Below are 23,203 nucleotides of genomic sequence, written 5' to 3'. Positions count from 1 at the left end.
GTGGACGGCTGGGAGCGCGCTTTCGTCCTGCATGGGCGGCCGTACAGTGAAACCAGTCTGATGCTGGATCTGTTTACCGAAGGTCATGGGCGGGTGCGCTTGCTGGCAAAAGGCGCGCGCAGCCGCCGCTCCAATCTGAAGGGCTGCCTGCAGCCCTTTACCCCCCTGTTAGTGCGCTGGGGCGGCCGCGGCGAAGTGAAAACGCTGCGCAACGCCGAAGCGGTCTCTCTCGGTTTACCCCTCAGCGGCATGATGCTTTACAGCGGCCTGTACGTGAACGAACTGCTGGCGCGCGTGCTGGAGCAGGAAACCAACTACTCGGTGCTGTTCTTCGACTACCTGCAGTGCCTGCAGGCGCTGGCGGCGGAAGACAGCTCGCCGGAACAGGCGTTGCGCCAGTTCGAGCTGGCCTTGTTGCAGCACCTGGGTTACGGCCTCGATTTCCTGCACTGCGCCGGCAGCGGCCTGCCGGTGGATGACGCCATGACCTACCGCTACCGTGAAGAGAAAGGCTTTATCGCCAGCCTGGTGGTGGATCACTACAGCTTCACCGGGCGCGAACTGCGCGCGCTGGCGGAGCGGCAGTTTCCCGATGCCGAGACGTTGCGCGCCGCCAAGCGTTTCACCCGCATGGCGCTGAAACCCTACCTCGGCGGCAAGCCGTTGAAGAGCCGCGAACTGTTTCGCCAATTCGTGCGCAAACAGCCGAATACGCCGGTCGACGACGCCTGACCTTTTCCCCTTTTGCCGTTCTGCACCCGCGTGTAAACTGCTGGCACTGAAAATCGTATTTAGAGGTTGTCATGGCTGATTTACTGCTGGGCGTCAATATCGATCACATCGCCACGTTACGTAACGCGCGCGGAACCCAATACCCGGATCCGGTTCAGGCGGCATTCATTGCCGAACAGGCGGGGGCCGACGGCATTACCGTGCATCTGCGCGAAGACCGTCGCCACATCACCGACCGCGACGTGCGTTTGCTGCGCCAGACCATCCAGACGCGCATGAATCTGGAGATGGCGGTGACCGACGAGATGCTGGACATCGCCGTGGAGCTGAAGCCGCATTTCTGTTGCCTGGTGCCGGAAAAGCGCGAAGAAGTGACCACCGAAGGCGGCCTGGACGTCGCCGGCCAGCTGGACAAAATGAGCGTGGCGGTCGAGCGCCTGGCGCAGGCGGGCATTCTGGTCTCGCTGTTCATCGATCCCGATCATCGCCAAATCGACGCGGCGGTGGCGGTGGGCGCCCCCTATATTGAAATCCACACCGGCGCCTACGCCGAAGCGCAGGGCGAGCTGGCGGTACAGGCCGAGCTGCGCCGCATCGCGGTCGCCGCCGCCTACGCGGCCGAGAAGGGGCTGAAGGTCAACGCCGGCCACGGCCTGACCTATCATAACGTGCAGCCGATCGCCGCGCTGCCGGAAATGCACGAGCTGAACATCGGCCATGCGATTATCGGCCAGGCGGTGATGAGCGGGCTGCCGGCCGCGGTTGCCGACATGAAAGTGCTGATGCGGGAAGCGCGCCGGTAATGGCGGTGCTCGGGCTGGGTACCGACATCGTCGAGATGGCGCGTATCGAAGCGGTGGTGGAACGCAGCGGCGATCGTCTGGCGCGCCGCGTGCTGAGCGACGCCGAATGGGCGCTGTACCAGCAGCACCAGCAGCCGATTCGCTTTCTGGCCAAGCGTTTCGCCGTGAAAGAGGCCGCTGCCAAGGCGTTCGGTACCGGCATTCGCAACGGCCTGGCGTTCAATCAATTCGAAGTGTTCAACGATGCGCTGGGCAAGCCGAATATTCGTTTGCACGGCCGCGCCGCCGAGCTGGCGGGGGAGATGGGGGTCACCGCGATCCACGTTTCGCTGGCCGACGAACGGCGTTATGCCTGCGCGACGGTGATCGTCGAAAGCTGAAAAGAGAAAGGGCGCCTATGGCGCCCTTGTCAGTCCTGCGGCGATTAAATGCGATCGGCGTGGTGCAACACCACGAACTTGTCCCACAGCTGCTCATTAGTCTCGCGGTGCTGCGGATCGGTAATGATGGTGTTGTCGATCGGGCAGACCTGCTGACAGGTCGGCGTATCGTAATGGCCGACGCACTCGGTGCAGCGGTCGGTATCTATCTGATAAATTTCATCGCCCATCGAAATTGCCTGGTTCGGGCATTCCGGCTCGCACATATCGCAGTTGATGCATTTCTTGGTAATCAGCAGTGCCATTGTCAGTTATCTTTCCATCGGTGTGCTCGGGCTGGCGCGCAATCTATCATAGAATCGCCGCGCAACGGGCACTTTTTCGTCATCTTACCGCTTAGGGTAACTCAGGCGGATCGTCAGCCAACTGATCGAAATCAACCATTCTCTGCCCGTCAAACACCCAGCGTTTATCTGCATCTGCATCTGCGATACGTATCGTAGGCATCACTTCGGGATGGGCAATCCGTATTCCCGCCTCTTGGGCAAACAATCCGATAAAATCGAACGCGCTTAAGGGATCATCAATGATCTGGTGCTGTTGGTCGCGATCGCTCAGCACCAGCAACGGCACCTGGTAATTCTGCCGGGTATCGCCGCTGTGGCGTAAAGAACGCCCACCGCCGATATCCTTGTGGGAAAGGCCGTGATCGGAGAAATAGAACAGTTTAAACGGTGTGCCACTCTGTTTCAGGCTGTGATAAACCTGCTCGATAAAACGGTCGGTCTTGCGGTAGGTAGAGAGATAGCAGGCCAGTTCCTTATTCGGCGACTCGACGCTCGGCGGTTCGCCGTTAAGCCGCTCGCAAAAGTCGGCGTGCGAGCCCATCAGATGCAGCACATACAGATTGCCTTGTCCCTGGCGACGCAATAATGGGTCAAATATCGGCAGCAGCGCATCGTCATCGGTATTGCGCGATTGGAAGTCGCCTTTCTTCAGGAAATAATGGCTATCGCTGAACATGGCGATTTTTGATACCGGCGTATCGAATTGTCCGAACATGCCCTGATTGGACAGCCAGTGGGTTTTGAGACCGGCGGCTTTTGCCAGGGTGATGATATTATCTCCGATGGCAATGTTATGGCCGTTGCTCAAAGCCAGCGTGCGAGGAAGCGATTCGAACGTATTTGGCGCAGTGGAAATATAATTGCTGTAAAATCGTCCATTGGCATTATCCAGAAACGGCGTAGTGGACACCGGATAACCAAATAATGACATATGATCTTTGCGCATACTTTCGCCGACGATAATGACATAGTTTTCATTCGTCGGTGCGCCTGCGGTTATTGACCAAGTATCCGGTGTTGTAGCACCGGCACTTAATTCATCAACCTGCTGTTGGTATTGATGGTAAGCCGAGTAGAGGGATAAAAAGAAGTCAGGCAATTTAAGATTCGCCACACCGCCATTGAAGGCTCTGGCGATAATGATAACCATCAGCAGGGCTAGCAAGGGAAGTATAGTTTTTTTTGAAATGGCTTGCCGCCAAATAAATAGGCCGAGAATGGCCAGCATAACCAGAATGGCGGCGGGCAGCAGATAACAACTGGCCGGCAGGGTCTGCAAAAACTCCCTCGCTTCTATGAGGTTGGTTTGCAACAGGGCGGACATCACGGCAGCGGAAGGGGTACCGTAAATGGCCCCGACCGGCGCATACAGCGCGCACAGCAGAATAAACGGAATAATCAGGCCGTATCGGGTAAGCGAATGAATAGATAATAATAGCAAAGTAAGCGCAATAAAAAGAATATCAATACCTTTTCCACCGCTGTATCCCATCGCCTTGATTAGAATCAATGCAGTAATGATATAGAGCAAAAAGGTACGCAGAATCGGATGCGTCACGGAATGCCGTAACTTATCTAAAATAACAGTGTGTGTATTCATAATGGTATCGTTAAATAATGCTGTCCATGCACGCCCAATTATTGATCGATAATTGAGCAGGTCACCGCCCGCACATTATTTTTCGAATGCAGAGAAGGGAAATAATTGAACTGGCGGCGTTTTATCGGCCGCCATTATACGCGTCAAACCAACTTTTTCATTAACTGTTCGCTGTGCCTGATACGGTCGCGGGCATGATCGAGATCGTGCTGGATCAATGCCATAAACAGCAGGTCGGTGAGGGCGAACTGGGCGGTGCTGGAGGAGATGGCCGCGCTGCGGGTATGGGGCTCTTCGGCGATGGTATAGAGACAGTGGTCCGCGCGCTGCTGCAGACCATTGGGCGAGAAGCTGGTCAGCGCCAGCACTCTGGCGCCGGCCTGGCGCGCCTCTTCCGCCGCCAGATTGATTTCACGCCGTTCGCCGCTGAAGGAGATAGCCAGCAGCAGATCGCGTTTGTCCAGCGCCTGCACCGCCGCCAGCTGGACGTGCATGTCCGCTTCGGCCACCGCCATCACGCCGATTTTCAGCAGCTTGAAGGAAAAATCCTTGGCCACCAGCCCGGAGGCGCCGATGCCGATCAGCATCACCCGGCGCGCCTGGCGCAGCATATCCAGCGCCTGATGCAGCCGCTCTTCGCTGTTGATGTCCAGCGTCGCGCGCAGCGCCGCCTGCTTTTCCGCCAATAGCTTTTCACCGACGGTTTTCAGCGTGTCGCTGCTGAGGATGTGGTTGTGGACGGTCACTACCGGTTCTGCCTGCGGCTGGGCCAGCGTTTCGCTCAGCGCCAGCTTCAGCGCCGGGAAACCTTTATAGCCCAGTTTTTGGGCGAACTTCACCACGCTCGACTGGCTGATGCCGGCCAGCTGGGCCAGCTTTTGCGAGCTGAGATGGCGCGCCTGCTCGGCGTTATTCAGCAGAAAGTCCGCCAGCTTGCGGTCGTTTTGCGCCAGTGTCGGATACATCTGGCGAATGCGCAGAAGGGTACTCATTGATCTTTCCCTGGAAACCAGCGGCCATTTTGCCACGCAGGCGGCGAAAACGCGCGGTGAAAATTTTTGTGAGCTCGTCGTTAAAATAGCAAATAGCGCTCGCTTTGTTGAATAAAATATTCAAATATTGATTTAATTTTGTGAATTAAAAATTCAAAGGTGAACAGATGAACTTAGGCGCACTGGTATCGGAAACCCGCAACCCGGCCACCGTGGGGCTGGATGAGATGTCGACGCTGGACATGGTCCGCTGCTTTAACCAGGAAGATCGCAAGGTGCCGGAGGCGATTGAAAAGGTGCTGCCGGCGATCGCGCAGGCGGTCGATTTGGCCGCGGCGGCGCTGAAGGCCGGCGGGCGGCTGATTTATTTGGGCGCCGGCACCAGCGGGCGCCTGGGCGTATTGGATGCCTCCGAGTGCCCGCCGACCTTCGGCGTGCCGCACGGCGTGGTGGTGGGGCTAATCGCCGGCGGGCCGGGCGCGCTGCTCAAAGCGGTGGAAGGGGCGGAAGATGACGCAGCCCTGGGCGAGGCCGACCTCCGGGCGCTGAACCTGACCGCCGTCGATATGGTGGTGGGGTTGGCGGCCTCGGGGCGCACGCCTTACGTGATCGGCGCGCTGCGCTATGCGCGCGGGCTGGGTTGCCCGACGGCGGCCATCTCCTGCAACCCGGATTCGCCGATCGCGCACGAAGCGCAGGTGGCGATCTCGCCGGTGGTGGGGCCGGAGGCGCTGACCGGTTCTACGCGCCTGAAATCCGGCACCGCGCAGAAGCTGGTGCTCAACATGCTGTCGACCGGTGCGATGGTCAAGCTGGGCAAGGTCTACCAGAACCTGATGGTGGACGTGAAGGCCACCAACGTCAAACTGGTGGATCGCGCCTGCCGCATCGTGGTGGAGGCCACCGGCGCCGAACGCGCTCAGGCGGAGGCGGCGCTGGCGCAGACCGGCTTTGAGGTCAAACCGGCGATCCTGATGATTTTAGCCGGCGTCAGCGCCGATGAGGCGCAGCAGCGGCTGCAGCGGCACGACGGCTACCTGCGCGCGGCGTTGGCGCGTTAATTCACGGTGGGGGCGGCGATGGACAAGACAACGGCATTGGCGACACAGATCCTGGCGGGCGTGGGGGGCGAGGGCAATATCCTCAAACTGGAGAACTGCATGACGCGGGTGCGCGTCGAGGTCAGCGACGAACAGCGTCTGGATCTGGCGGCCCTCAAGCAGTTGCCCGGCGTGAAGGGCTATATCAAGCAGGGTGAACAGCATCAGTTTATCGTCGGCCCGGGCGCCGCCGCCAAGGTGGTGGACGCCATGCGCGCTTTGCTGAGCGGCAGCGCGCAGCCCGCCGTTGGTGACGCCGCCCGCACCAAGGCGCAGGCCAAACAGAAATACGCGGCGCCGATGAGCGGCGCTCTGAAAAAGCTGGCCGACGTTTTTATTCCGCTGATCCCGGCGTTTATCGCCTCGGGGCTGATCACTGGCATCATCAACCTGCTGAAACGGCCCGACATCGCCGGACAGTTGGCGTTGGACTATCCGAACGCGCTGGGGCTGCTGGCGATCTTCGGCAGCGCGGTGTTCGCCATCATGAACATTCTGGTCGGGGTGAACGCCGCGCGGGTGTTCGGCGGCTCACAGGCGATGGGCGGCGTGATGGCCGGGATCCTCTCCAGCCCGGCGCTGGCGCAGATCACCCTGTTCGGCGAGGCGCTGCAGCCGGGGCGCGGCGGGGTGATCGCCGTGCTGCTAGTGGTAGCGTTGATGTGCTGGGTGGAGAAACGCCTGCGCACGCTGCTGCCGGAGTCGGTCGAACTGATCCTCAATCCGCTGCTGACCACGCTGGTGACCGCCTCGTTGGCGATCCTGATCCTGCAGCCGATCGGCGGCGCCATTTCCGATGCCATCGCCCACGGCGCCAATCTGGCGATCGACAAGGGCGGGCTGCTTGTCGGGGCGCTGCTCTCCGGGCTGTTCCTGCCGCTGGTGTTGTCCGGCTTGCACCAGGGGCTGGTGCCGATCCACGTCGAGCTGGTGCAGGCGCACGGTTCCAACCCGCTGTTGCCGATCCTGGCGATGGCCGGCGTCGGTCAGGTGGGGGCAGCGCTGGCGGTGCTGTTGAAAACCCGTAACGCGCGGCTGAAGAAGGTGATCAAAGGGGCGTTGCCGGTCGGCATTCTCGGCATCGGCGAGCCGCTGATCTTCGGGGTGACGCTGCCGCTGGGCCGGCCGTTTATCGGCGCCTGCCTCGGCGGTGCGGTAGGCGGCGCGCTGATCAGCTACTGGAAAGTGGCGACGGTGATTACCTTCGGCATTTCGGGGCTGCCTTTGGCGTTGACCATCGTCTCAGGTAAGGTGATGTTGTATCTGGCGGGGATGCTGATTACGATTATCGCCGGTTTTCTCTTCACCTGGATGATGGGGTTCAACGATCCCGAGGAGTAGCGTTTGAACGACAAGCAGCAACCATCGGCCGCAGCAGGGCGCCGCGTGGTCTTTTTCGATCTGGACGGCACTCTGCATCAGGAGGATATGTTCGGCAGTTTCTTGCGTTTCCTGCTGCGCCGTTTACCGCTGAATTTGCTGCTGGTGATACCGCTGTTGCCATTGATTGGCCTGGCGCTGTTGCTGCTGGGGCGCGCCGCGCGCTGGCCGATGAGCCTGTTGTTGTGGGCTATCACCTTCGGGCGTACCGAAGCGACGCTGAAGGCGCTGGAGCGGCAGTTCATCGAGGTTTTCCGCCAGAAGGTCACTGCGTTTCCGGTGGTGCAAATGCGCTTGCGGCAGTATCTGGATGAGCACGATGCCGAGGTGTGGCTGATTACCGGCTCGCCGGAGCAACTGGTGGCGCAGGTGTATCGGGATTCGGCGTTTCTGCCGCGGGTGCGATTGGTCGGCAGCCGCATCGCGCGCCGCTATGGCGGCTGGGTGCTGACCTTGCGCTGTCTGGGCGTACAAAAAGTGGTGCAGCTGGAGCAACGGCTCGGCGCGCCGCTGAAGCTGTACAGCGGTTACAGCGACAGCAAGCAGGATAACCCGCTGCTGTTTTTTTGCGAGCACCGTTGGCGGGTGAGCAAGCAGGGCGAGCTGCAGCAGCTGGAATAAACAAAGGGCGGAGAATTCCGCCCTTTGCTGTTATCGCTGCCGCGATCAGTCGTCGGTTACGTCGTGCGGTTTGCGTCCGAGCTGCCAAATCTTCTCCGCATAATGCCCCAACGCCCACAGGCTCAGGCCGAGCAGCGCGAAGAAAATCGTCTTCGGCATGCTGTCCCAGAAAAACTCGAACAGGCGGGTATAGAGGTTGATGCCGAGAAAGGTCAGCCCGAAACCGCGCAGCATGGCGTCGTCATGCTTCAACCCCAGCCAGATGGCGGCGAAGGCGGCCAGCCCGAACAGCAGGCTCCAGTGGAACAGCTCAATCTGGCGCGCGCGGTACCAGCTGTCGAGATCGCCGTAGTTGCCGAAGATGGACAGCAGCCACAGCGCGATGAACAGGTACAGCAGGCCCATCGCCAGCGACACCCGCTGCAGGCCGCGCTGCGCCAATAGCGGCCGCAGCAGCAATGCGGCGGCGATCAGCACCGCGCCGAAGGCGATAAAGCGAATCGGGTAGCTCATGCCGAGCCAGTAGGCGCCCCAGCCGGACAGGTAGCCGGTCTCGGCGCCGAAGGCGTTGCCGAGCGACAGCAGGGCGAACCACCATACCAGCCCGGAGCGGCTGAACCAGCCGATGGCGCCGTACAGCAGCGCGGCGACCAGCAGCAGCACGGAAACCCGCCCGCTGCCGTTATCCAGCCAGACGCCCAGTTGCCATAAGGCGCAGGCGGTGAGCAACACGGCGACAAACAGCGCCGCCTCATTGCCGTAGCGTTTTTCCGGGTGGCGTTGACGACGACGCAGCGCCCAGACGTAGGCCAGCGCCGCCAGTACGCCGGCGATCGCCATGCGCACCGGCGCGTCGAAGCGGAACAGTTCGCTCAGCCATTCAAGCAGTGCGCTGTCGGCGAACAGGCTGGTGACGGCGATCAGCAACGAGGCCAGCGCGGCGAGAAACGCATAGCGCGCCAGCCGTCGCCAGTCGAAAGGCTGCACGTCCACATGCAGCAGCAGTTGCTGTTGTTGCTCGGGGGTCAAGGCGCCTTCCCCAACCCAGCCGTCCAGCGCCTTGCGCACCACGACGGCGTTCTTTTTACTGAGTTTCATGTTTCTTGTCCCTGAATCACACGCTGATGTGGCCAGTATAGCCATTGGCGGGCGGCTACGACAAAGGGAGGCTAGTGTGTATAATGCCCGCCGCAAAAGCGCACGAGGAATTATGCGATGACTGAATATAACGATGAGTACTGGATGCGTCAGGCATTGCAGCTGGCCCTGCGCGCGCAGGAAGAGGGCGAGGTGCCGGTGGGTGCGCTGCTGGTGCTGGACAATCAGGTCATCGGCGAGGGCTGGAACCGGCCGATCGGCCGGCACGATCCTACCGCGCACGCCGAGATCATGGCGCTGCGCCAGGGCGGCGCGGTGCTGCAAAACTACCGCTTGTTGAACGCCACGCTGTACGTCACGCTGGAACCCTGCGTGATGTGCGCCGGCGCGATGGTGCACAGCCGCATCCGCCGGTTGGTGTACGGCGCCGCCGACGAGAAAACCGGCGCGGCCGGTTCGCTGGTGGATATTTTGCGCCATCCGGGCATGAATCATCAGGTGGAGATCGTCTCGGGCGTGCTGGCGGACGAATGCGCCGCCACCCTGAGCAATTTCTTCCGCCTGCGCCGCGAACAGAAAAAAGCGCTCAAGCTGGCGCAGCGGGCGGCGGATAAGCCGGAATAATCAGTAGTTGAGAGCCAGTTCCGGCATCACCGTCGGATAGCCTTTCCCCAACGCTTCCTGCTCGGCGGCCGCTTGCGCCGCCTTTCTCTCTTTTTCCTGCAGATAACCCACCAGGCTGACCTGGTAGCGGCGGATGTTTTCTACATAATTGTAGGCTTCGCGCCCGCGCGCATAGCCATAGGTCAGCTGCGGGTAGTAGCGTTTTTGGCTGAGCATCGGCAGACGCTGTTTGACGTCGACCCAGCTGTCCGGGTTGCCTTTTTGCGTTTTGGTCAGCTTGCGCGCGTCCAGCATATGGCCCCAGCCCATGTTGTAGGCCGCCAGCGAGAACCAGATGCGCTCATCTTCCGGCACGCTGTCCGGCACCTTGGCCATCAGCCGCTGCAGGTAAAGGGCGCCACCCTGAATGCTCTCTTCCGGATCGAGGCGGTCGTTGACCCCCAGGCCGTCGGCGGTGGCGCGGGTCAGCATCATCAGGCCGCGCACGCCGGTGGGGGAGGTGGCCTGCGGATTCCAGTGCGATTCCTGGTAGGCGATGGCCGCCAGCAGCTTCCAGTCGATCTCGTTGGCGTGTTTCTCGAACAGCGGGCGGAAGTTGGGCAGCACCGAGTCGATGGCCGACAGGAAGGTTTTGGTATCCACGTAGTCGAAGCTGCCGACGTGGCCGAGGTATTTCTCTTCCAGCCGCGCCAGGGTGCCGTCGTCCACCATCTGGCTGTAGAAATCCAGCATCGCCGCGTACAGGCTGTCATCGCCGTCGCGTTTGAGGTACCAGGTGACCGGCTCTTCGTCGGTGACGTCGAACGCCACCGCCAGCTGCGGATGGATGCGCTGCAGCAACGCGATGGTCACCGAATCGCCGAGGGTATAGTCCAGCTTGCCGTCGGCAACCCGCTCCAGCAGCTCTTTGGAGGTGAGATCGCTGGAGGACTCCCAGGCGAGATCCGGGTATTTATCCTGTTTGAGCTGCTTTAGCGTGCTGACGTGCGCGGAACCGGAGGCGACCGCCAGCTTGCCTTTGATGTCGGCGAAGCCTTTTGGCCGCGGGGTGCCCAGCCGGTACACCAGCTGTTGGGAAACGGAGTAGTAGGCGGGGCCGGTGCGCGCGCGGCTGAGGCGCTCCTGGTTGTAGATAAGGCCCGCCGCCAGCAGGTCGGCGTCGTCGTCGTCCAGATCGTCGAACAGGTCATTGATGTTCTGATGGGGGATCACCACCAGTTTTACCCCGAGGTAGTTGGCGAAGCGCTTGGCCAGTTCGTAGTCGAGCCCACCCGGCCCTTGCTTGGTGTTGAAATAGGTCAGCGGTGAATTCAGCGTGCTGATACGCAACTCGCCGCGGGAAATGATCTCCTGGAGTTGCCCGCCCTGGCCGCTGCGCCAGGTGATATTGGGCCACAGCGCGAGAGCCAGAAGCAGAGTGACAACGCCGATGAGGATGTAGTTTATTTTAAGACGTTTCAAATAGTTATCCAGTGGTGGCACAGGTACGCCGGCGACGACAACCGCGACTTTTCTCATGGTTAAATCACCAGTGCGGGGGGCATTTTGCGCAACAAAACGCCAGTGTGCAACTTTATTGACACGTTATGACAATTCGACGGTGCGGCGCGCTTTTATCAATAATCCCTACGCAAACGGTTTCGTCGGCGGCGAGGATTCTCTATAATGACGCGCGTTTTCCCCTGTTGCGCCCAATGAAGCGTCTTATCCGTCGCTTCGAAGACGAGAGAACTTTGATTATGGAAATTCTGCGTGGTTCGCCCGCTTTATCGGCTTTTCGCATTACCAAACTGCTGTCCCGCTGCCAGGACGCCCACCTGCCCGTCAGTGATATCTACGCCGAGTACGTCCACTTTGCCGATGTTAGCGCACCGCTAAGTGCCGAAGAACACGCCAAACTTCAGCGCTTGCTCAAGTACGGTCCTTCTCTCGCCGAACACGCCCCCGAAGGCCGGTTGCTGCTGGTCACGCCGCGCCCGGGCACCATTTCCCCCTGGTCTTCCAAAGCCACCGACATCGCCCACAACTGCGGTTTGCAACAGGTGCTGCGGCTGGAGCGCGGTCTGGCGTTCTACGTCAAGGCGCCTGAGCTGACGGAAGCCCAGTGGCACCAGCTCGCCGCGCTGCTGCACGATCGCATGATGGAAACCGTCTTCAGCGAGTTGCAACAGGCTGAACAGCTGTTCGCGCACCATCAGCCGGCGCCGTATCAGTCGGTCGCCGTGCTGGGCGCAGGGCGCGCCGCGCTGGAGCAGGCCAACGTCCGGCTCGGCCTGGCGCTGGCGCAGGACGAGATCGATTACCTGCTGAATGCCTTTACCGGTTTGGGGCGCAACCCGACGGATATCGAACTCTATATGTTTGCGCAGGCCAACTCTGAGCACTGCCGCCACAAGATTTTCAACGCCGACTGGATCATCGACGGCGAACAGCAGCCCAAGTCGCTGTTCAAAATGATCAAGAACACCTATGAGCAGACGCCGGACTATGTGCTGTCGGCGTATAAAGACAACGCCGCGGTGATGGAAGGCTCGCAGGTCGGCCGCTTCTTCGCCGCGCCGGAGAACGGCACGTACGACTACCATCAGGAAGACGCGCATATCCTGATGAAGGTGGAAACTCACAACCACCCGACGGCGATCTCGCCGTGGCCGGGCGCCGCGACCGGCTCCGGCGGCGAGATCCGCGACGAAGGCGCCACCGGCCGCGGCGCCAAGCCGAAGGCCGGCCTGGTGGGCTTCTCGGTGTCCAACCTGCGCATTCCCGGCTTTGAACAGCCGTGGGAGCAGGACTTCGGCAAACCGGAGCGCATTGTCACCGCGCTGGACATCATGACCGAAGGCCCGCTGGGCGGCGCGGCGTTCAACAACGAATTCGGTCGCCCGGCGCTGCTGGGCTACTTCCGCACCTATGAAGAGCGCGTCAACAGCCATAACGGCGTCGAGCTGCGCGGCTACCACAAACCTATCATGCTGGCGGGCGGCATCGGCAACATTCGCGCCGATCACGTGCAGAAAGGGGAAATCACCGTCGGCGCCAAGCTGGTGGTGCTGGGCGGTCCGGCGATGAATATCGGTCTGGGCGGCGGCGCGGCGTCATCGATGGCGTCCGGCCAGTCCGATGCCGATCTGGACTTCGCGTCGGTGCAGCGCGACAACCCGGAAATGGAACGCCGCTGTCAGGAAGTGATCGACCGCTGCTGGCAGCTGGGCGACCAGAACCCGATCCTGTTTATCCATGACGTCGGCGCCGGCGGCCTGTCCAACGCCATGCCGGAGCTGGTGAGCGACGGCGGCCGCGGCGGCCGTTTCGAACTGCGCGACATCCTCAACGACGAGCCGGGCATGAGCCCGCTGGAAGTATGGTGCAACGAATCGCAGGAACGTTACGTGATGGCGATCGCCCCGGCGCAGATGGCGCAGTTCGACGAGATCTGCCGCCGCGAGCGCGCGCCTTACGCGGTGATCGGCGAAGCGACCGAAGAGCAACATCTGACGCTGAACGATCGTCACTTCGACAATCAGCCGATCGACATGCCGCTGGACGTGCTGCTCGGCAAGACGCCGAAGATGACCCGCGACGTGACCCGTCTGCAGGCGCAGGGCCAGGCGGTACAGCGTGAGAACATCACGCTGGCCGACGCGGTGAAGCGCGTGCTGCATCTGCCGGCCGTGGCGGAGAAAACCTTCCTGATCACCATCGGCGACCGCACCGTCACCGGCATGGTGGCGCGCGACCAAATGGTCGGCCCGTGGCAGATCCCGGTGGCCGACTGCGCGGTCACCACCGCCAGCCTGGACAGCTATTACGGCGAAGCGATGTCGATCGGCGAACGCGCGCCGGTGGCGCTGCTGGACTTCGCCGCCTCCGGCCGCCTGGCGGTCGGGGAAGCGCTGACCAACCTGGCCGCCACGGAAATCGGCAGCCTGAAGCGCGTGAAGCTGTCCGCCAACTGGATGGCCGCCGCCGGCCACCCGGGTGAAGACGCCGGCCTGTACGAAGCGGTGAAAGCGGTGGGCGAAGAGCTGTGCCCGGCGCTGGGCATCACCATTCCGGTGGGCAAAGACTCCATGTCGATGAAAACCCGCTGGCAGGAGGGCAATGAACAGCGTGAAATGACCTCGCCGCTGTCGCTGGTCATCACCGCCTTCGCCCGCGTGGAAGACGTGCGCCAGACCGTGACGCCGCAATTGCGCACCGATAAGGGCGACAGCGCGCTGCTGTTGATCGACCTGGGCAACGGCCATAACGCGCTGGGCGCTACCGCGCTGGCGCAGGTTTATCGCCAACTGGGCGACAAACCGGCCGATGTGCGCGATGTCGCGCAGCTGGCGGGCTTCTTCAACGCCATGCAGCAGCTGGTGGCCGATCGCGCGCTGCTGGCTTATCACGACCGCGCTGACGGCGGCCTGCTGGTGACGCTGGCGGAGATGGCCTTCGCCGGTCACTGCGGCGTAGAGGTTAACCTCGATGGCCTCGGCGACGATGCGCTGGCGGTGCTGTTCAACGAGGAGCTGGGCGCGGTGATCCAGGTGAGCGCCGAACGTCTTGACGACGTGAAGCGGGCGTTCGCGCAGCACGGTCTGACCGACAACGTGCATCACATCGGCAGCGTACAGGCCGGTGATCGTTTCGTCATCAATCAGCACGGCAAAGCGTTGTACAGCGAAAGCCGCAATACCCTGCGCACCTGGTGGGCGGAAACGACCTGGCAGATGCAGCGTTTGCGCGACAACCCGGCGTGCGCCGATCAGGAACATCAGGCCAAGCAGGATGAACAAGATCCCGGCCTGAACGTGAAGCTGACCTTCGCACCCGAGGAAGACATCGCTGCGCCGTACATCGCCAAGGGCGCTCGCCCGAAAGTGGCGGTGCTGCGCGAGCAGGGGGTGAACTCCCACGTTGAAATGGCGGCGGCGTTCCACCGCGCCGGCTTTGACGCCGTGGACGTGCACATGAGCGATCTGCTGGCCGGGCGTCGCGATCTGCAGGACTTTCACACGCTGGTGGCCTGCGGCGGCTTCTCTTACGGCGACGTTCTGGGCGCCGGCGAAGGCTGGGCGAAGTCTATCCTGTTCAACGAGCGGGTGCGCGACGAGTTCGAGGCGTTCTTCCACCGTCCGCAGACGCTGGCGCTGGGCGTGTGCAACGGCTGCCAGATGATGTCCAACCTGCGTGAGCTGATCCCGGGCGCCGAACACTGGCCGCGCTTCGTGCGCAACCTGTCGGATCGCTTCGAGGCGCGCTTCAGCCTGGTGGAAGTGGCGGCCAGCCCGTCGCTGTTCATGCAGGGCATGACCGGCTCGCGCATGCCGATCGCCGTTTCCCATGGCGAAGGGCATGTCGAAGTGCGCGATGCGGCGCATCTGGCGGCGTTGGAAAGCCACGGCCTGGTGGCGCTGCGTTTCGTCAACAACGCCGGTCAGGTCACGGAAGCTTACCCGGCTAACCCGAACGGTTCGCCGAATGGCATCACCGCCGTGACCAGCGCCAACGGGCGCGCAACGGTGATGATGCCGCACCCGGAACGCGTGTTCCGCACCGTCAGCAACTCCTGGCACCCAGAAGAGTGGGGCGAGGATAGCCCGTGGATGCGCATGTTCCGCAACGCCCGTAAGCAACTGGGCTAAAAACGGCCACCACCGTACAGAGGGCGCAAGCAATTGCGCCTTTTTTATGGCCGGCACTCGGCGATTGGCGGCAGTGTCTGCATTTTGCGACAAGCGCTGGTTTGGTTGTCGCTAAATGGAGACATTTAACCCATTGATTTTATTATCGGTAAACAGGTTTGACTTTAGTTGTCGGCGTTTGGCGACAGAGCGGTGTTTATTTCATCACTGCCCGGCGCGGAATTGGCGAATCAAACGGCAGGATTTTATTTATTTTTTAGTAAAATCAATTTTTTATTAATTTAATTGCAAAGTTGGCACGTAACGTGCATTATTCTCTGCGGTTGCTCATTCACCTTTTTATGACGGCGCCGTAATTAGACGGCAAATCGCCTCATAAGCCTCCGAATGATGCCAAAGAAATGGTGCCTATCGTCCAACCAAACCGATAACAGACCGCGCAAGCGGCTTTATCAAGCATCGGGCGACACGTGGAGTGAGGCACCGCCTGTATCCAACTGTGATGAAGGGTTCATCAATCCTGGATACTTACGGATGCTATTCGTCCTGTTCGATGCCAGCCGCTGCGCTACATCACCCTGGGGACGAGGTTCAAGGGCATCCACACTTTCCTTGCGGCGGGGCAAGCTTATTGCCCCGGCGTCAATTCTCAACGCTGCGCTTACTCCTGTTTCGTTGCCTATGCCCTCGAACGCAGACGCTATTCCCACACTCTCGCTTTCGTATCGGTTTTTGTTACCGGGGCCGTATGCCATCGGCAGGCCAACCTTATCGGCGCGGTTCACCGATCCCGCGGCTTTTTCCTTGTGCGTTCAGGATTCTCCCTTGCCGGGCTTTTCTCTTTCCGGCGAGTCAGTTAGCATCGTGACAGGCCTGAGAGAATGAGATGATTTCGTTGAAAAAATGGCGTTTATTCCCCCGTTCGCTGCGGCAATTGGTGCTGCTGGCGTTCCTGTTGGTGCTGCTGCCGCTGTTGGTGCTGGCCTATCAGGCCTACCAGAGTCTGGATCACCTGAGCGCGCAGGCGGCGGACATCAACCGCACCACGCTGGTGGACGCGCGGCGCAGCGAGGCGATGACCAGCGTGGCGCTGGAGATGGAGCGCAGCTATCGTCAGTACTGCGTGCTGGTTGAGCCCACGCTGCAGAAGCTGTACCAAAATCAGCGCAAGCAGTATTCGCAGATGCTGGACGCCCACGCGCCGATTCTGCCGGACGAGCGCTATTACCAAACGCTGCGTCAGTTGCTGACCCAGCTGGCGGCGATCAAGTGCCATAACAGCGGGCCGGACCAAGAAGCCTCCGCCTTGCTCGAGTCGTTCTCGCGCTCCAATGCCGAAATGGTGCAGGCCACGCGCGCGGTGGTGTTCTCGCGCGGCCAGCAGCTGCAGCAGGCCATCGCCGAGCGCGGCCAGTTCTTCGGCTGGCAGGCGCTGCTGCTGTTCCTGGTCAGCGTGCTGCTGGTGGTGCTGTTCACCCGCATGATCATCGGGCCGGTCAAGGCCGTGGAGCGGATGATCAACCGCCTGGGGGAAGGGCGCGCGTTGGGCAGCACCGCATCGTTCAAAGGGCCGCGCGAGCTGCGTTCGCTGGCGCAGCGCATCATCTGGCTGAGCGAACGGCTGGCGTGGCTGGAGTCGCAGCGCCACGAGTTCCTGCGCCATATCTCGCACGAATTGAAAACGCCGTTGGCCAGCATGCGCGAAGGCACCGAACTGCTGGCCGACGAGGTGGCGGGGCCGCTGACTTCCGACCAGAAAGAGGTGGTGGCGATCCTCGACAACAGCAGCCGCCACCTGCAGCAGCTGATTGAACAACTGCTGGATTACAACCGCAAACTGGCCGATGGCCCGGCGGAGCACGAGAACGTCGAGCTGCGCGAGATGGTCGATTTGGTGGTCGCCGCGCACAGTTTACCGGCGCGGGCGAAGATGATTTCCACCGAAATCGCACTGGAAGCGGAAATCTGCTGGGCAGAGCCTACGCTATTAATGCGCGTGCTGGATAATCTCTACTCCAATGCGGTGCACTACGGCAAGGAATCCGGTAACATTTGGATCCGCAGCCGTCAGGTTGGACAACGGGTGCAAATCGACGTCGCCAATACCGGCACGCCGATCCCCGAGGCTGAAAGAGCCATGATTTTCGAGCCTTTTTTCCAGGGTAGTCACCAGCGAAAAGGGGCGGTAAAAGGAAGCGGACTGGGGTTGAGCATCGCTCAGGACTGTATCCGTCGCATGCGCGGTGAGCTGCAACTGGCGACGGTCGCCGGTGCAGACGTCTGCTTCCGCATTGAACTGCCGTTAACCGCCGAGAATGAATAAATAATGTACACATGGTCTAAACGCCTTCGTCTTTCACAGACCGAACGTTCACCGCGTGCCACGCACAGAGCGCCGCTCGGCAAACGCCCGATCAGCTGGCTGGGCGCCGTTTTCTTTATGCCGCTGTTGCTGGCGGGCTGCGTCGATCGCGCCGTCAGCGGCGGATTGAACCCTCAGCAGCAAGAGGCGATCCCGGATACCAAGGTGATCGATTACCGCACCGCGGCCTGCGATACCCTGTGGCAATTGGACGACAAGGACGCGCTGGATAACGCGCTCTACTGGCTGCGCGCGATGGACTGCGCCGATCGCATCGGCTCGACCCAGGCGCGTGCGCTGGCGAAAACGGTGCCGGGCGATAGCTGGTCCGGCGTTTTCAAACAGAGCATCTTGCTGGGGAGCGCACAGCCGACCTCCGGTGAACGCCGCCAGATGCTCGACAGGATCAACAGTTACCGGATGGAGTTCCCCGGTTCGCTGCGTCCGTTGACGCAGCTGTGGCGCCAGCAGCAGATGCTACAGATCACGTTGTTCGATGAGAAAGCGCGCTATCAGCATCTGCAGGAGAGCAGCGACAGCCAGATCGATTCGCTGCGCCAGAATCAGGCGCGCCTGCAGTCGCAGCTGCAGGACACCTCGCGCAAGCTGGAAAACCTGACCGATATCGAGCGCCAGCTCTCATCGCGCAAGCAGCTGCAAGGGGAAATCCCGGAAAACGGCGCGGGCCAGCAGAAGGGCGAAGCCGCCGGTAAAAGCGGCGCTGCCGCCAAAGGCGCTGAAACGCAGGACGAACCGGAAAAAGGCACCGCGCTGCCGGTTGAACCGGAAGACACCTATACGCCGCATCCCGCCAATAAGGAGTCCCACGCGCAATGACCGCACGCAAACCGGCCAACCTGTTATTGGTTGACGACGATCCCAGTCTGCTGAAGCTGCTGGGCATGCGCCTGACCAGCGAAGGTTTTCACGTCACCACCGCCGAAAGCGGCCAGGAAGCGCTGCGCCTGTTGGCGCGCGAACAGATCGATCTGGTGATCAGCGATCTGCGCATGGATGAGATGGACGGCATGGCGCTGTTCGCCGAAATCCAAAAGCATCAGCCGGGCATGCCGGTGATCATTCTTACCGCGCACGGTTCGATTCCCGATGCGGTGGCCGCCACCCAGCAGGGGGTGTTCAGCTTCCTCACCAAACCGGTGGATCGCGATGCGCTCTATAAGGCCATCGACGAGGCGCTGTCGCTGTCGGCCTCCCCCGCGGGTGACGACGCCTGGCGTGAAGACATCGTCACCCGCAGCCCGTTGATGCTGCGGCTGCTGGAGCAGGTGAAAATGGTGGCCCAGTCCGACGTCAGCGTGTTGATCAACGGCCAGAGTGGCACCGGCAAAGAGGTGTTGGCGCAGGCGATCCACGCCGCCAGCCCGCGCGCCGGCAAGGCGTTCATCGCCATCAACTGCGGGGCGCTGCCGGAGCAACTGCTGGAGTCCGAACTGTTCGGCCACGCCAAGGGCGCCTTCACCGGCGCGGTCAGCAGCCGCGAAGGGCTGTTCCAGGCGGCGGCGGGCGGCACGCTGTTCCTCGACGAGATAGGCGACATGCCGCTGTCGCTGCAGGTGAAACTGCTGCGCGTGCTGCAGGAGCGCAAGGTGCGGCCGCTGGGCAGCAACCGCGATCTGGACATCGACGTGCGCATCATCTCCGCCACCCACCGCGATCTGCAAAAGGCGATGGCGAAGAACGAGTTCCGCGAGGATCTCTACTATCGTCTCAACGTGGTGAATCTGAAGATCCCGGCGCTCAACGAGCGCGCCGAAGACATTCCGCTGCTGGCCAATCACCTGTTGCGCGAAGCGGCTCAGCGGCACAAGCCGTTCGTGCGCAGCTTCTCGACCGACGCCATGAAGCGGCTGATGACCGCCAGCTGGCCGGGCAACGTGCGTCAGTTGGTCAACGTCATCGAGCAGTGCGTGGCGCTGACTTCGGCGCCGGTGATCAGCGAGGCGCTGGTGGAACAGGCGCTGGAAGGGGAAAACACCGCGCTGCCGACCTTTGCCGAAGCGCGCAACCAGTTCGAGTTGCACTACCTGCGCAAGCTGCTGCAGATCACCAAGGGCAACGTGACCCAGGCCGCACGCATGGCGGGCCGCAACCGCACCGAGTTTTACAAATTGCTGTCGCGTCACGAGCTGGACGCCAACGATTTCAAAGAATGACAGATTCCCGCCGGCGCCTGCCACGCAGGTTCTCAACAAATCCGGCGGAATGATTTACACTCCGTTCTCTTTGCCGCGGCGCGCCCCGGCGTAGAGCACCATGGAACGTATTAAGCGGGATCGTACACAAATGAGCAGATCACTTTCCATCGCCCTGGCCCAGCTGAACCTGCTGGTCGGCGACATTGAAGGCAACACCGAACGCATGTTGCAAATCGTGCAGGAGCAGCAGAAGGCGGGAGCCGATCTGGTCATGTTCAGCGAACTGGCGCTGTCCGGCTACCCGCCGGAAGACCTGCTGTATCGCAATGACTTCTATCAGCGCTGCGACGCGCAGCTGCTGCGCCTGCAGCAGGCTTCCGCCGAGACGGCGATCCTGGTCGGCCACCCGTGGCGCGAAGGCGACAAGCTGTACAACGCGCTGTCGCTGTTTGCCGAAGGCCGCCTGCTGACCCGCTACTTCAAGCAGCAGTTGCCGAACTACGGCGTGTTCGATGAGAAGCGCTATTTCCACGCCGGCAACGACACCTGCGTGGTGGAGTTGAAAGGCTACCGTCTGGGGCTGCTGATTTGCGAAGATCTGTGGTTCCCGGAGCCGATCGACGCCGCCAAGGCCGCCGGCGCGGAGATTATCCTGTCGATCAACGCCTCGCCGTATAACCGCGAAAAACCGTATATCCGCAAAACGCTGATGGCCGGCCACTGCCAGCGCACCCAGCTGCCGCTGGTGTACCTCAACCAGGTCGGCGGCCAGGATGAGCTGATCTTCGACGGCTGCTCCAAGGTCTTCGACGCCGCCGGCACCATGACCCACCGTCTGGCGGCCTTCGACGAGCAGGTGACTCGTCTGGAATTCAACGAGCTGGCCGTGGTGCCGATGGCCGATCCGGCCGCTGAACTGCCGCAGCTGGCGCAGGTGTATCAGGCGCTGGTGCTGGCGGTGCGCGACTACGTGACCAAAAACGGCTTTAAAGGCGCGGTGCTGGGGCTGTCCGGCGGCATCGACTCGGCGCTGACGCTGGCGATCGCCGTGGATGCGTTAGGTAAAGACAAGGTGCAGGCGCTGATGATGCCGTTCCGCTATACCGCGGACATCAGCATCGCCGACGCCAAGGAAGAGGCGGAAATCCTCGGCGTGGAGTTCGATATCGTCTCCATCGAGCCGATGTTCGATGCCTTTATGGGCCAGCTGTCGCCGATGTTCGCCGGCACCGAGCGCGACACCACCGAAGAGAACCTGCAGGCGCGTTGCCGCGGGGTGGTGCTGATGGCGCTGTCCAACAAACGCCGCAGCATCGTGCTGACCACCGGCAACAAGAGCGAAATGGCGGTCGGTTACGCCACGCTGTACGGCGATATGGCCGGCGGTTTCGATGTGCTGAAAGACGTGCCGAAAACGCTGGTGTTCAAGCTGTCCGAATACCGCAACACCGTCTCCTACGTGATCCCGCAGCGGGTAATCGATCGTCCGCCGTCCGCCGAGCTGGCGCCGGATCAGGTCGATCAGGACAGCCTGCCGCCGTACGATATCCTGGATGCGATCCTGGAAGGCTACGTTGAGCGTGACAAGTCGGTCGCCGATCTGGTGGCCGAAGGCTTCGACGAAGCGATCGTGCGCAAGGTGATCCGCCTGGTGGACATCAACGAATACAAGCGGCGTCAGGCCGCCGTCGGGCCGCGCATCACCGCCCGTAACTTCGGCAAAGACCGCCGCTACCCCATCACATCCGGTTTTGGCCGCAAAAATTGGTAATAAGGAAAGAAGATGAAAAAGATCGACGCGATTATCAAGCCGTTCAAACTGGATGACGTCCGCGAAGCGCTGGCCGAAGTGGGCATCACCGGCATGACGGTCACCGAAGTCAAAGGCTTCGGCCGCCAGAAGGGCCACACCGAGCTGTACCGCGGCGCCGAGTACATGGTCGACTTTCTGCCGAAGGTGAAGATAGAGATCGTGGTTGCCGACGACATCGTCGACACCTGCGTAGAAACCATCATGCAGACGGCGCAGACCGGCAAGATCGGTGACGGCAAGATCTTCGTCTTCGACGTGGCGCGCGTGGTGCGCATCCGTACCGGCGAGCAGGACGAAGAAGCGATCTGATCCTCCGCAGGATCATCGGTCATCAGGGCGCAGCTTGCTGCGCCCTTGTCATTTCTGTCCCCCGCACATCGCACTTCTTCGCCTCATTGTTCCCCTCATTTTTGCCTGTCGGCATTCTAAAAAAGCGAACGCTATCTCGTTTTTGATACTTTTCCCGATCGCTTCTCTCGCGAGATCTACAATCAACGTAACTATTTTGATTAAGGTGATCCCCAATGAATTTCAAGTTGCGGCTAGGCGGCAAGGGCGTGCATCCCCAGGAGCTTACTCAAGTAAGTGACTGGGGTAAGCGCACGCAGACAACAACGCAGCGGCTTGAAAGGCGATGGGGATGATGACGTTACGCCAAATCCGCCACTTCATCGCGGTGGCGGAAACCGGGTCGATCTCCGCCGGCGCCCAGGCGGTGTTTGTCTCCCAGTCTTCGCTGACGCTCGCTATCCAGCAGCTGGAAACCGAGATCGGCGTGCGGCTGTTCGATCGCCACGCCAAGGGCATGACGCTGACCCATCAGGGGCACCAGTTTTTGCGCCAGTCGTATCTGATCCTGGCGACGGTGGACAACGCCAAGCGCAGCCTGCAGATCGGCACTGAAAGCCTGACCGGCAAGCTGACCATCGGCGTCACCAGCCTGGTGGCCGGCTACTTCCTGGTGGAACTGCTCACGCGCTTTAAATCGGCCTATCCCAACGTCACCGTGCAGGTGGTTGAAGACGAACGCCCGTACATCGAGCATCTGCTGGTCAGCGGCGAGATCGACATCGGCGTGCTGATCTTGTCGAACATCGAGGACCGCGACGCGCTGCAGACCGAGGTGCTGATGCACTCGCCGTACCGCCTGTGGCTGCCGCCGCTGCACCCGCTGCTGGAGCACGAGAGCATCAGCCTGGCGGACGTGGCCAAACAGCCGCTGATCCAGCTCAACGCTGATGAAATGGATGTGCATGCGCGGCGCATCTGGGCGCGCGCCGGGCTGAAGCCGGAGATCGCGATGAAGACCGCCTCGACTGAGGCTGTGCGCAGCCTCGTGGCGGCGGGGATGGGGGTATCCATCCAGCCGGACATGGCCTACCGCGCTTGGTCGCTGGAGGGCAATATGATCGAGGCGCGCAAGCTGGACGATCTGCTGGAGCCGCTGGATATCGGGCTGGCATGGCGGCGCGGCAGCGCGCGGCCGGAGCTGGTGACGCCGTTCCTCACCATCGCGCGCGAGAACGGCAGCAAACACGCCGCCGGGCTTAAGCATTCGATTTAAT

19 protein-coding genes are annotated in these 23,203 nt (G+C 61.4%); 14 read left to right on the top strand and 5 right to left on the bottom strand.

Features of this window, described 5'->3' with window-relative positions:
* The 3 genes from recO (at position 1) to acpS (ending at position 1,915) form a co-directional block, all read left to right on the top strand.
* A complete protein-coding gene (gene recO / locus ACJ8PE_RS13730) occupies positions 1 to 732 on the top strand; it encodes a DNA repair protein RecO (RefSeq protein WP_015378804.1) in 732 nt (243 codons plus the stop codon).
* Positions 733 to 803: 71 nt separating this feature from the next.
* On the top strand, positions 804 to 1,535 hold the full coding sequence (gene pdxJ / locus ACJ8PE_RS13725) for a pyridoxine 5'-phosphate synthase (protein WP_033651585.1): 732 nt from the start codon (positions 804 to 806) through the stop codon (positions 1,533 to 1,535).
* Positions 1,535 to 1,915, top strand: coding sequence for a holo-ACP synthase (acpS, locus tag ACJ8PE_RS13720; protein WP_004929169.1), 381 nt, complete (start codon positions 1,535 to 1,537; stop codon positions 1,913 to 1,915). Before pdxJ ends, acpS begins: the two co-directional genes overlap by 1 nt.
* Before the next feature lie 44 nt (positions 1,916 to 1,959).
* On the opposite strand, the gene ACJ8PE_RS13715 is transcribed toward acpS, so the two are convergent.
* The 3 genes from ACJ8PE_RS13715 to ACJ8PE_RS13705 form a co-directional block, all read right to left on the bottom strand.
* The gene (locus ACJ8PE_RS13715; protein WP_033635622.1) at positions 1,960 to 2,220 is read right to left on the bottom strand and encodes a YfhL family 4Fe-4S dicluster ferredoxin; all 261 of its coding nucleotides are present in this window, start codon (positions 2,218 to 2,220) and stop codon (positions 1,960 to 1,962) included.
* A gap of 91 nt (positions 2,221 to 2,311) precedes the next feature.
* Positions 2,312 to 3,862, bottom strand: coding sequence for a phosphoethanolamine transferase (locus ACJ8PE_RS13710; protein ID WP_197793462.1), 1,551 nt, complete (start codon positions 3,860 to 3,862; stop codon positions 2,312 to 2,314).
* Positions 3,863 to 4,005: 143 nt separating this feature from the next.
* A complete protein-coding gene (locus ACJ8PE_RS13705; RefSeq protein ID WP_044030653.1) occupies positions 4,006 to 4,854 on the bottom strand; it encodes a MurR/RpiR family transcriptional regulator in 849 nt (282 codons plus the stop codon).
* 167 nt (positions 4,855 to 5,021) lie between these two features.
* On the opposite strand from ACJ8PE_RS13705, the gene murQ reads away from it, so the two are divergent.
* The 3 genes from murQ to yfhb are packed head-to-tail and all read left to right on the top strand — an operon-like array spanning position 5,022 to position 7,955.
* Entirely contained in the window at positions 5,022 to 5,915 is an 894-nt protein-coding gene (murQ, locus tag ACJ8PE_RS13700; protein ID WP_197760253.1) for an N-acetylmuramic acid 6-phosphate etherase, read from the top strand.
* An 18-nt stretch (positions 5,916 to 5,933) separates the two neighbouring features.
* Positions 5,934 to 7,295 carry a PTS transporter subunit EIIC gene (locus tag ACJ8PE_RS13695; protein WP_033644117.1) on the top strand — a complete coding sequence of 454 codons (1,362 nt, stop codon included), beginning with the start codon at positions 5,934 to 5,936 and terminating at the stop codon, positions 7,293 to 7,295.
* A 3-nt stretch (positions 7,296 to 7,298) separates the two neighbouring features.
* Positions 7,299 to 7,955 carry a phosphatidylglycerophosphatase C gene (gene yfhb, locus ACJ8PE_RS13690; protein WP_046897770.1) on the top strand — a complete coding sequence of 219 codons (657 nt, stop codon included), beginning with the start codon at positions 7,299 to 7,301 and terminating at the stop codon, positions 7,953 to 7,955.
* Between the two features lie 45 nt (positions 7,956 to 8,000).
* On the opposite strand, the gene ACJ8PE_RS13685 is transcribed toward yfhb, so the two are convergent.
* A complete protein-coding gene (locus tag ACJ8PE_RS13685; protein ID WP_033644115.1) occupies positions 8,001 to 9,053 on the bottom strand; it encodes a DUF2157 domain-containing protein in 1,053 nt (350 codons plus the stop codon).
* 117 nt (positions 9,054 to 9,170) lie between these two features.
* Here ACJ8PE_RS13685 and tadA point away from each other — a divergent pair, with 117 nt between their 5' ends.
* Positions 9,171 to 9,677, top strand: coding sequence for a tRNA adenosine(34) deaminase TadA (gene tadA / locus ACJ8PE_RS13680; RefSeq protein ID WP_033644114.1), 507 nt, complete (start codon positions 9,171 to 9,173; stop codon positions 9,675 to 9,677).
* On the opposite strand, the gene mltF is transcribed toward tadA, so the two are convergent.
* Entirely contained in the window at positions 9,678 to 11,138 is a 1,461-nt protein-coding gene (gene mltF, locus ACJ8PE_RS13675) for a membrane-bound lytic murein transglycosylase MltF (protein ID WP_033644113.1), read from the bottom strand. It lies immediately after the preceding gene.
* A gap of 278 nt (positions 11,139 to 11,416) precedes the next feature.
* On the opposite strand from mltF, the gene purL reads away from it, so the two are divergent.
* The 7 genes from purL (at position 11,417) to ACJ8PE_RS13640 (ending at position 23,202) form a co-directional block, all read left to right on the top strand.
* Positions 11,417 to 15,307, top strand: a complete 3,891-nt coding sequence (gene purL / locus ACJ8PE_RS13670; protein ID WP_197793461.1) for a phosphoribosylformylglycinamidine synthase — start codon at positions 11,417 to 11,419, stop codon at positions 15,305 to 15,307.
* Between the two features lie 886 nt (positions 15,308 to 16,193).
* A complete protein-coding gene (locus tag ACJ8PE_RS13665; protein ID WP_046897768.1) occupies positions 16,194 to 17,630 on the top strand; it encodes a sensor histidine kinase in 1,437 nt (478 codons plus the stop codon).
* Positions 17,631 to 17,633: 3 nt separating this feature from the next.
* Positions 17,634 to 18,506, top strand: coding sequence for a two-component system QseEF-associated lipoprotein QseG (qseG, locus tag ACJ8PE_RS13660; RefSeq protein WP_197793460.1), 873 nt, complete (start codon positions 17,634 to 17,636; stop codon positions 18,504 to 18,506).
* Complete coding sequence (gene glrR, locus ACJ8PE_RS13655; RefSeq protein WP_033644111.1) at positions 18,503 to 19,843, top strand: two-component system response regulator GlrR; 1,341 nt, start codon at positions 18,503 to 18,505, stop codon at positions 19,841 to 19,843. Before qseG ends, glrR begins: the two co-directional genes overlap by 4 nt.
* A gap of 130 nt (positions 19,844 to 19,973) precedes the next feature.
* Positions 19,974 to 21,596, top strand: coding sequence for an NAD+ synthase (locus ACJ8PE_RS13650; RefSeq protein ID WP_025303930.1), 1,623 nt, complete (start codon positions 19,974 to 19,976; stop codon positions 21,594 to 21,596).
* A gap of 12 nt (positions 21,597 to 21,608) precedes the next feature.
* The gene (gene glnB / locus ACJ8PE_RS13645) at positions 21,609 to 21,947 is read left to right on the top strand and encodes a nitrogen regulatory protein P-II (protein WP_004847623.1); all 339 of its coding nucleotides are present in this window, start codon (positions 21,609 to 21,611) and stop codon (positions 21,945 to 21,947) included.
* A gap of 331 nt (positions 21,948 to 22,278) precedes the next feature.
* Positions 22,279 to 23,202, top strand: a complete 924-nt coding sequence (locus ACJ8PE_RS13640) for a LysR substrate-binding domain-containing protein (protein ID WP_015378793.1) — start codon at positions 22,279 to 22,281, stop codon at positions 23,200 to 23,202.
* Position 23,203: the final 1 nt, after the last annotated feature.

The organism is Serratia sp. CY74737, assembly GCF_052166775.1.
Classification (GTDB): domain Bacteria; phylum Pseudomonadota; class Gammaproteobacteria; order Enterobacterales; family Enterobacteriaceae; genus Serratia; species Serratia ureilytica.
The sequence above is the reverse complement of the archived record's forward strand: the minus strand, read 5'-3'. Positions and strand labels throughout refer to the sequence as shown.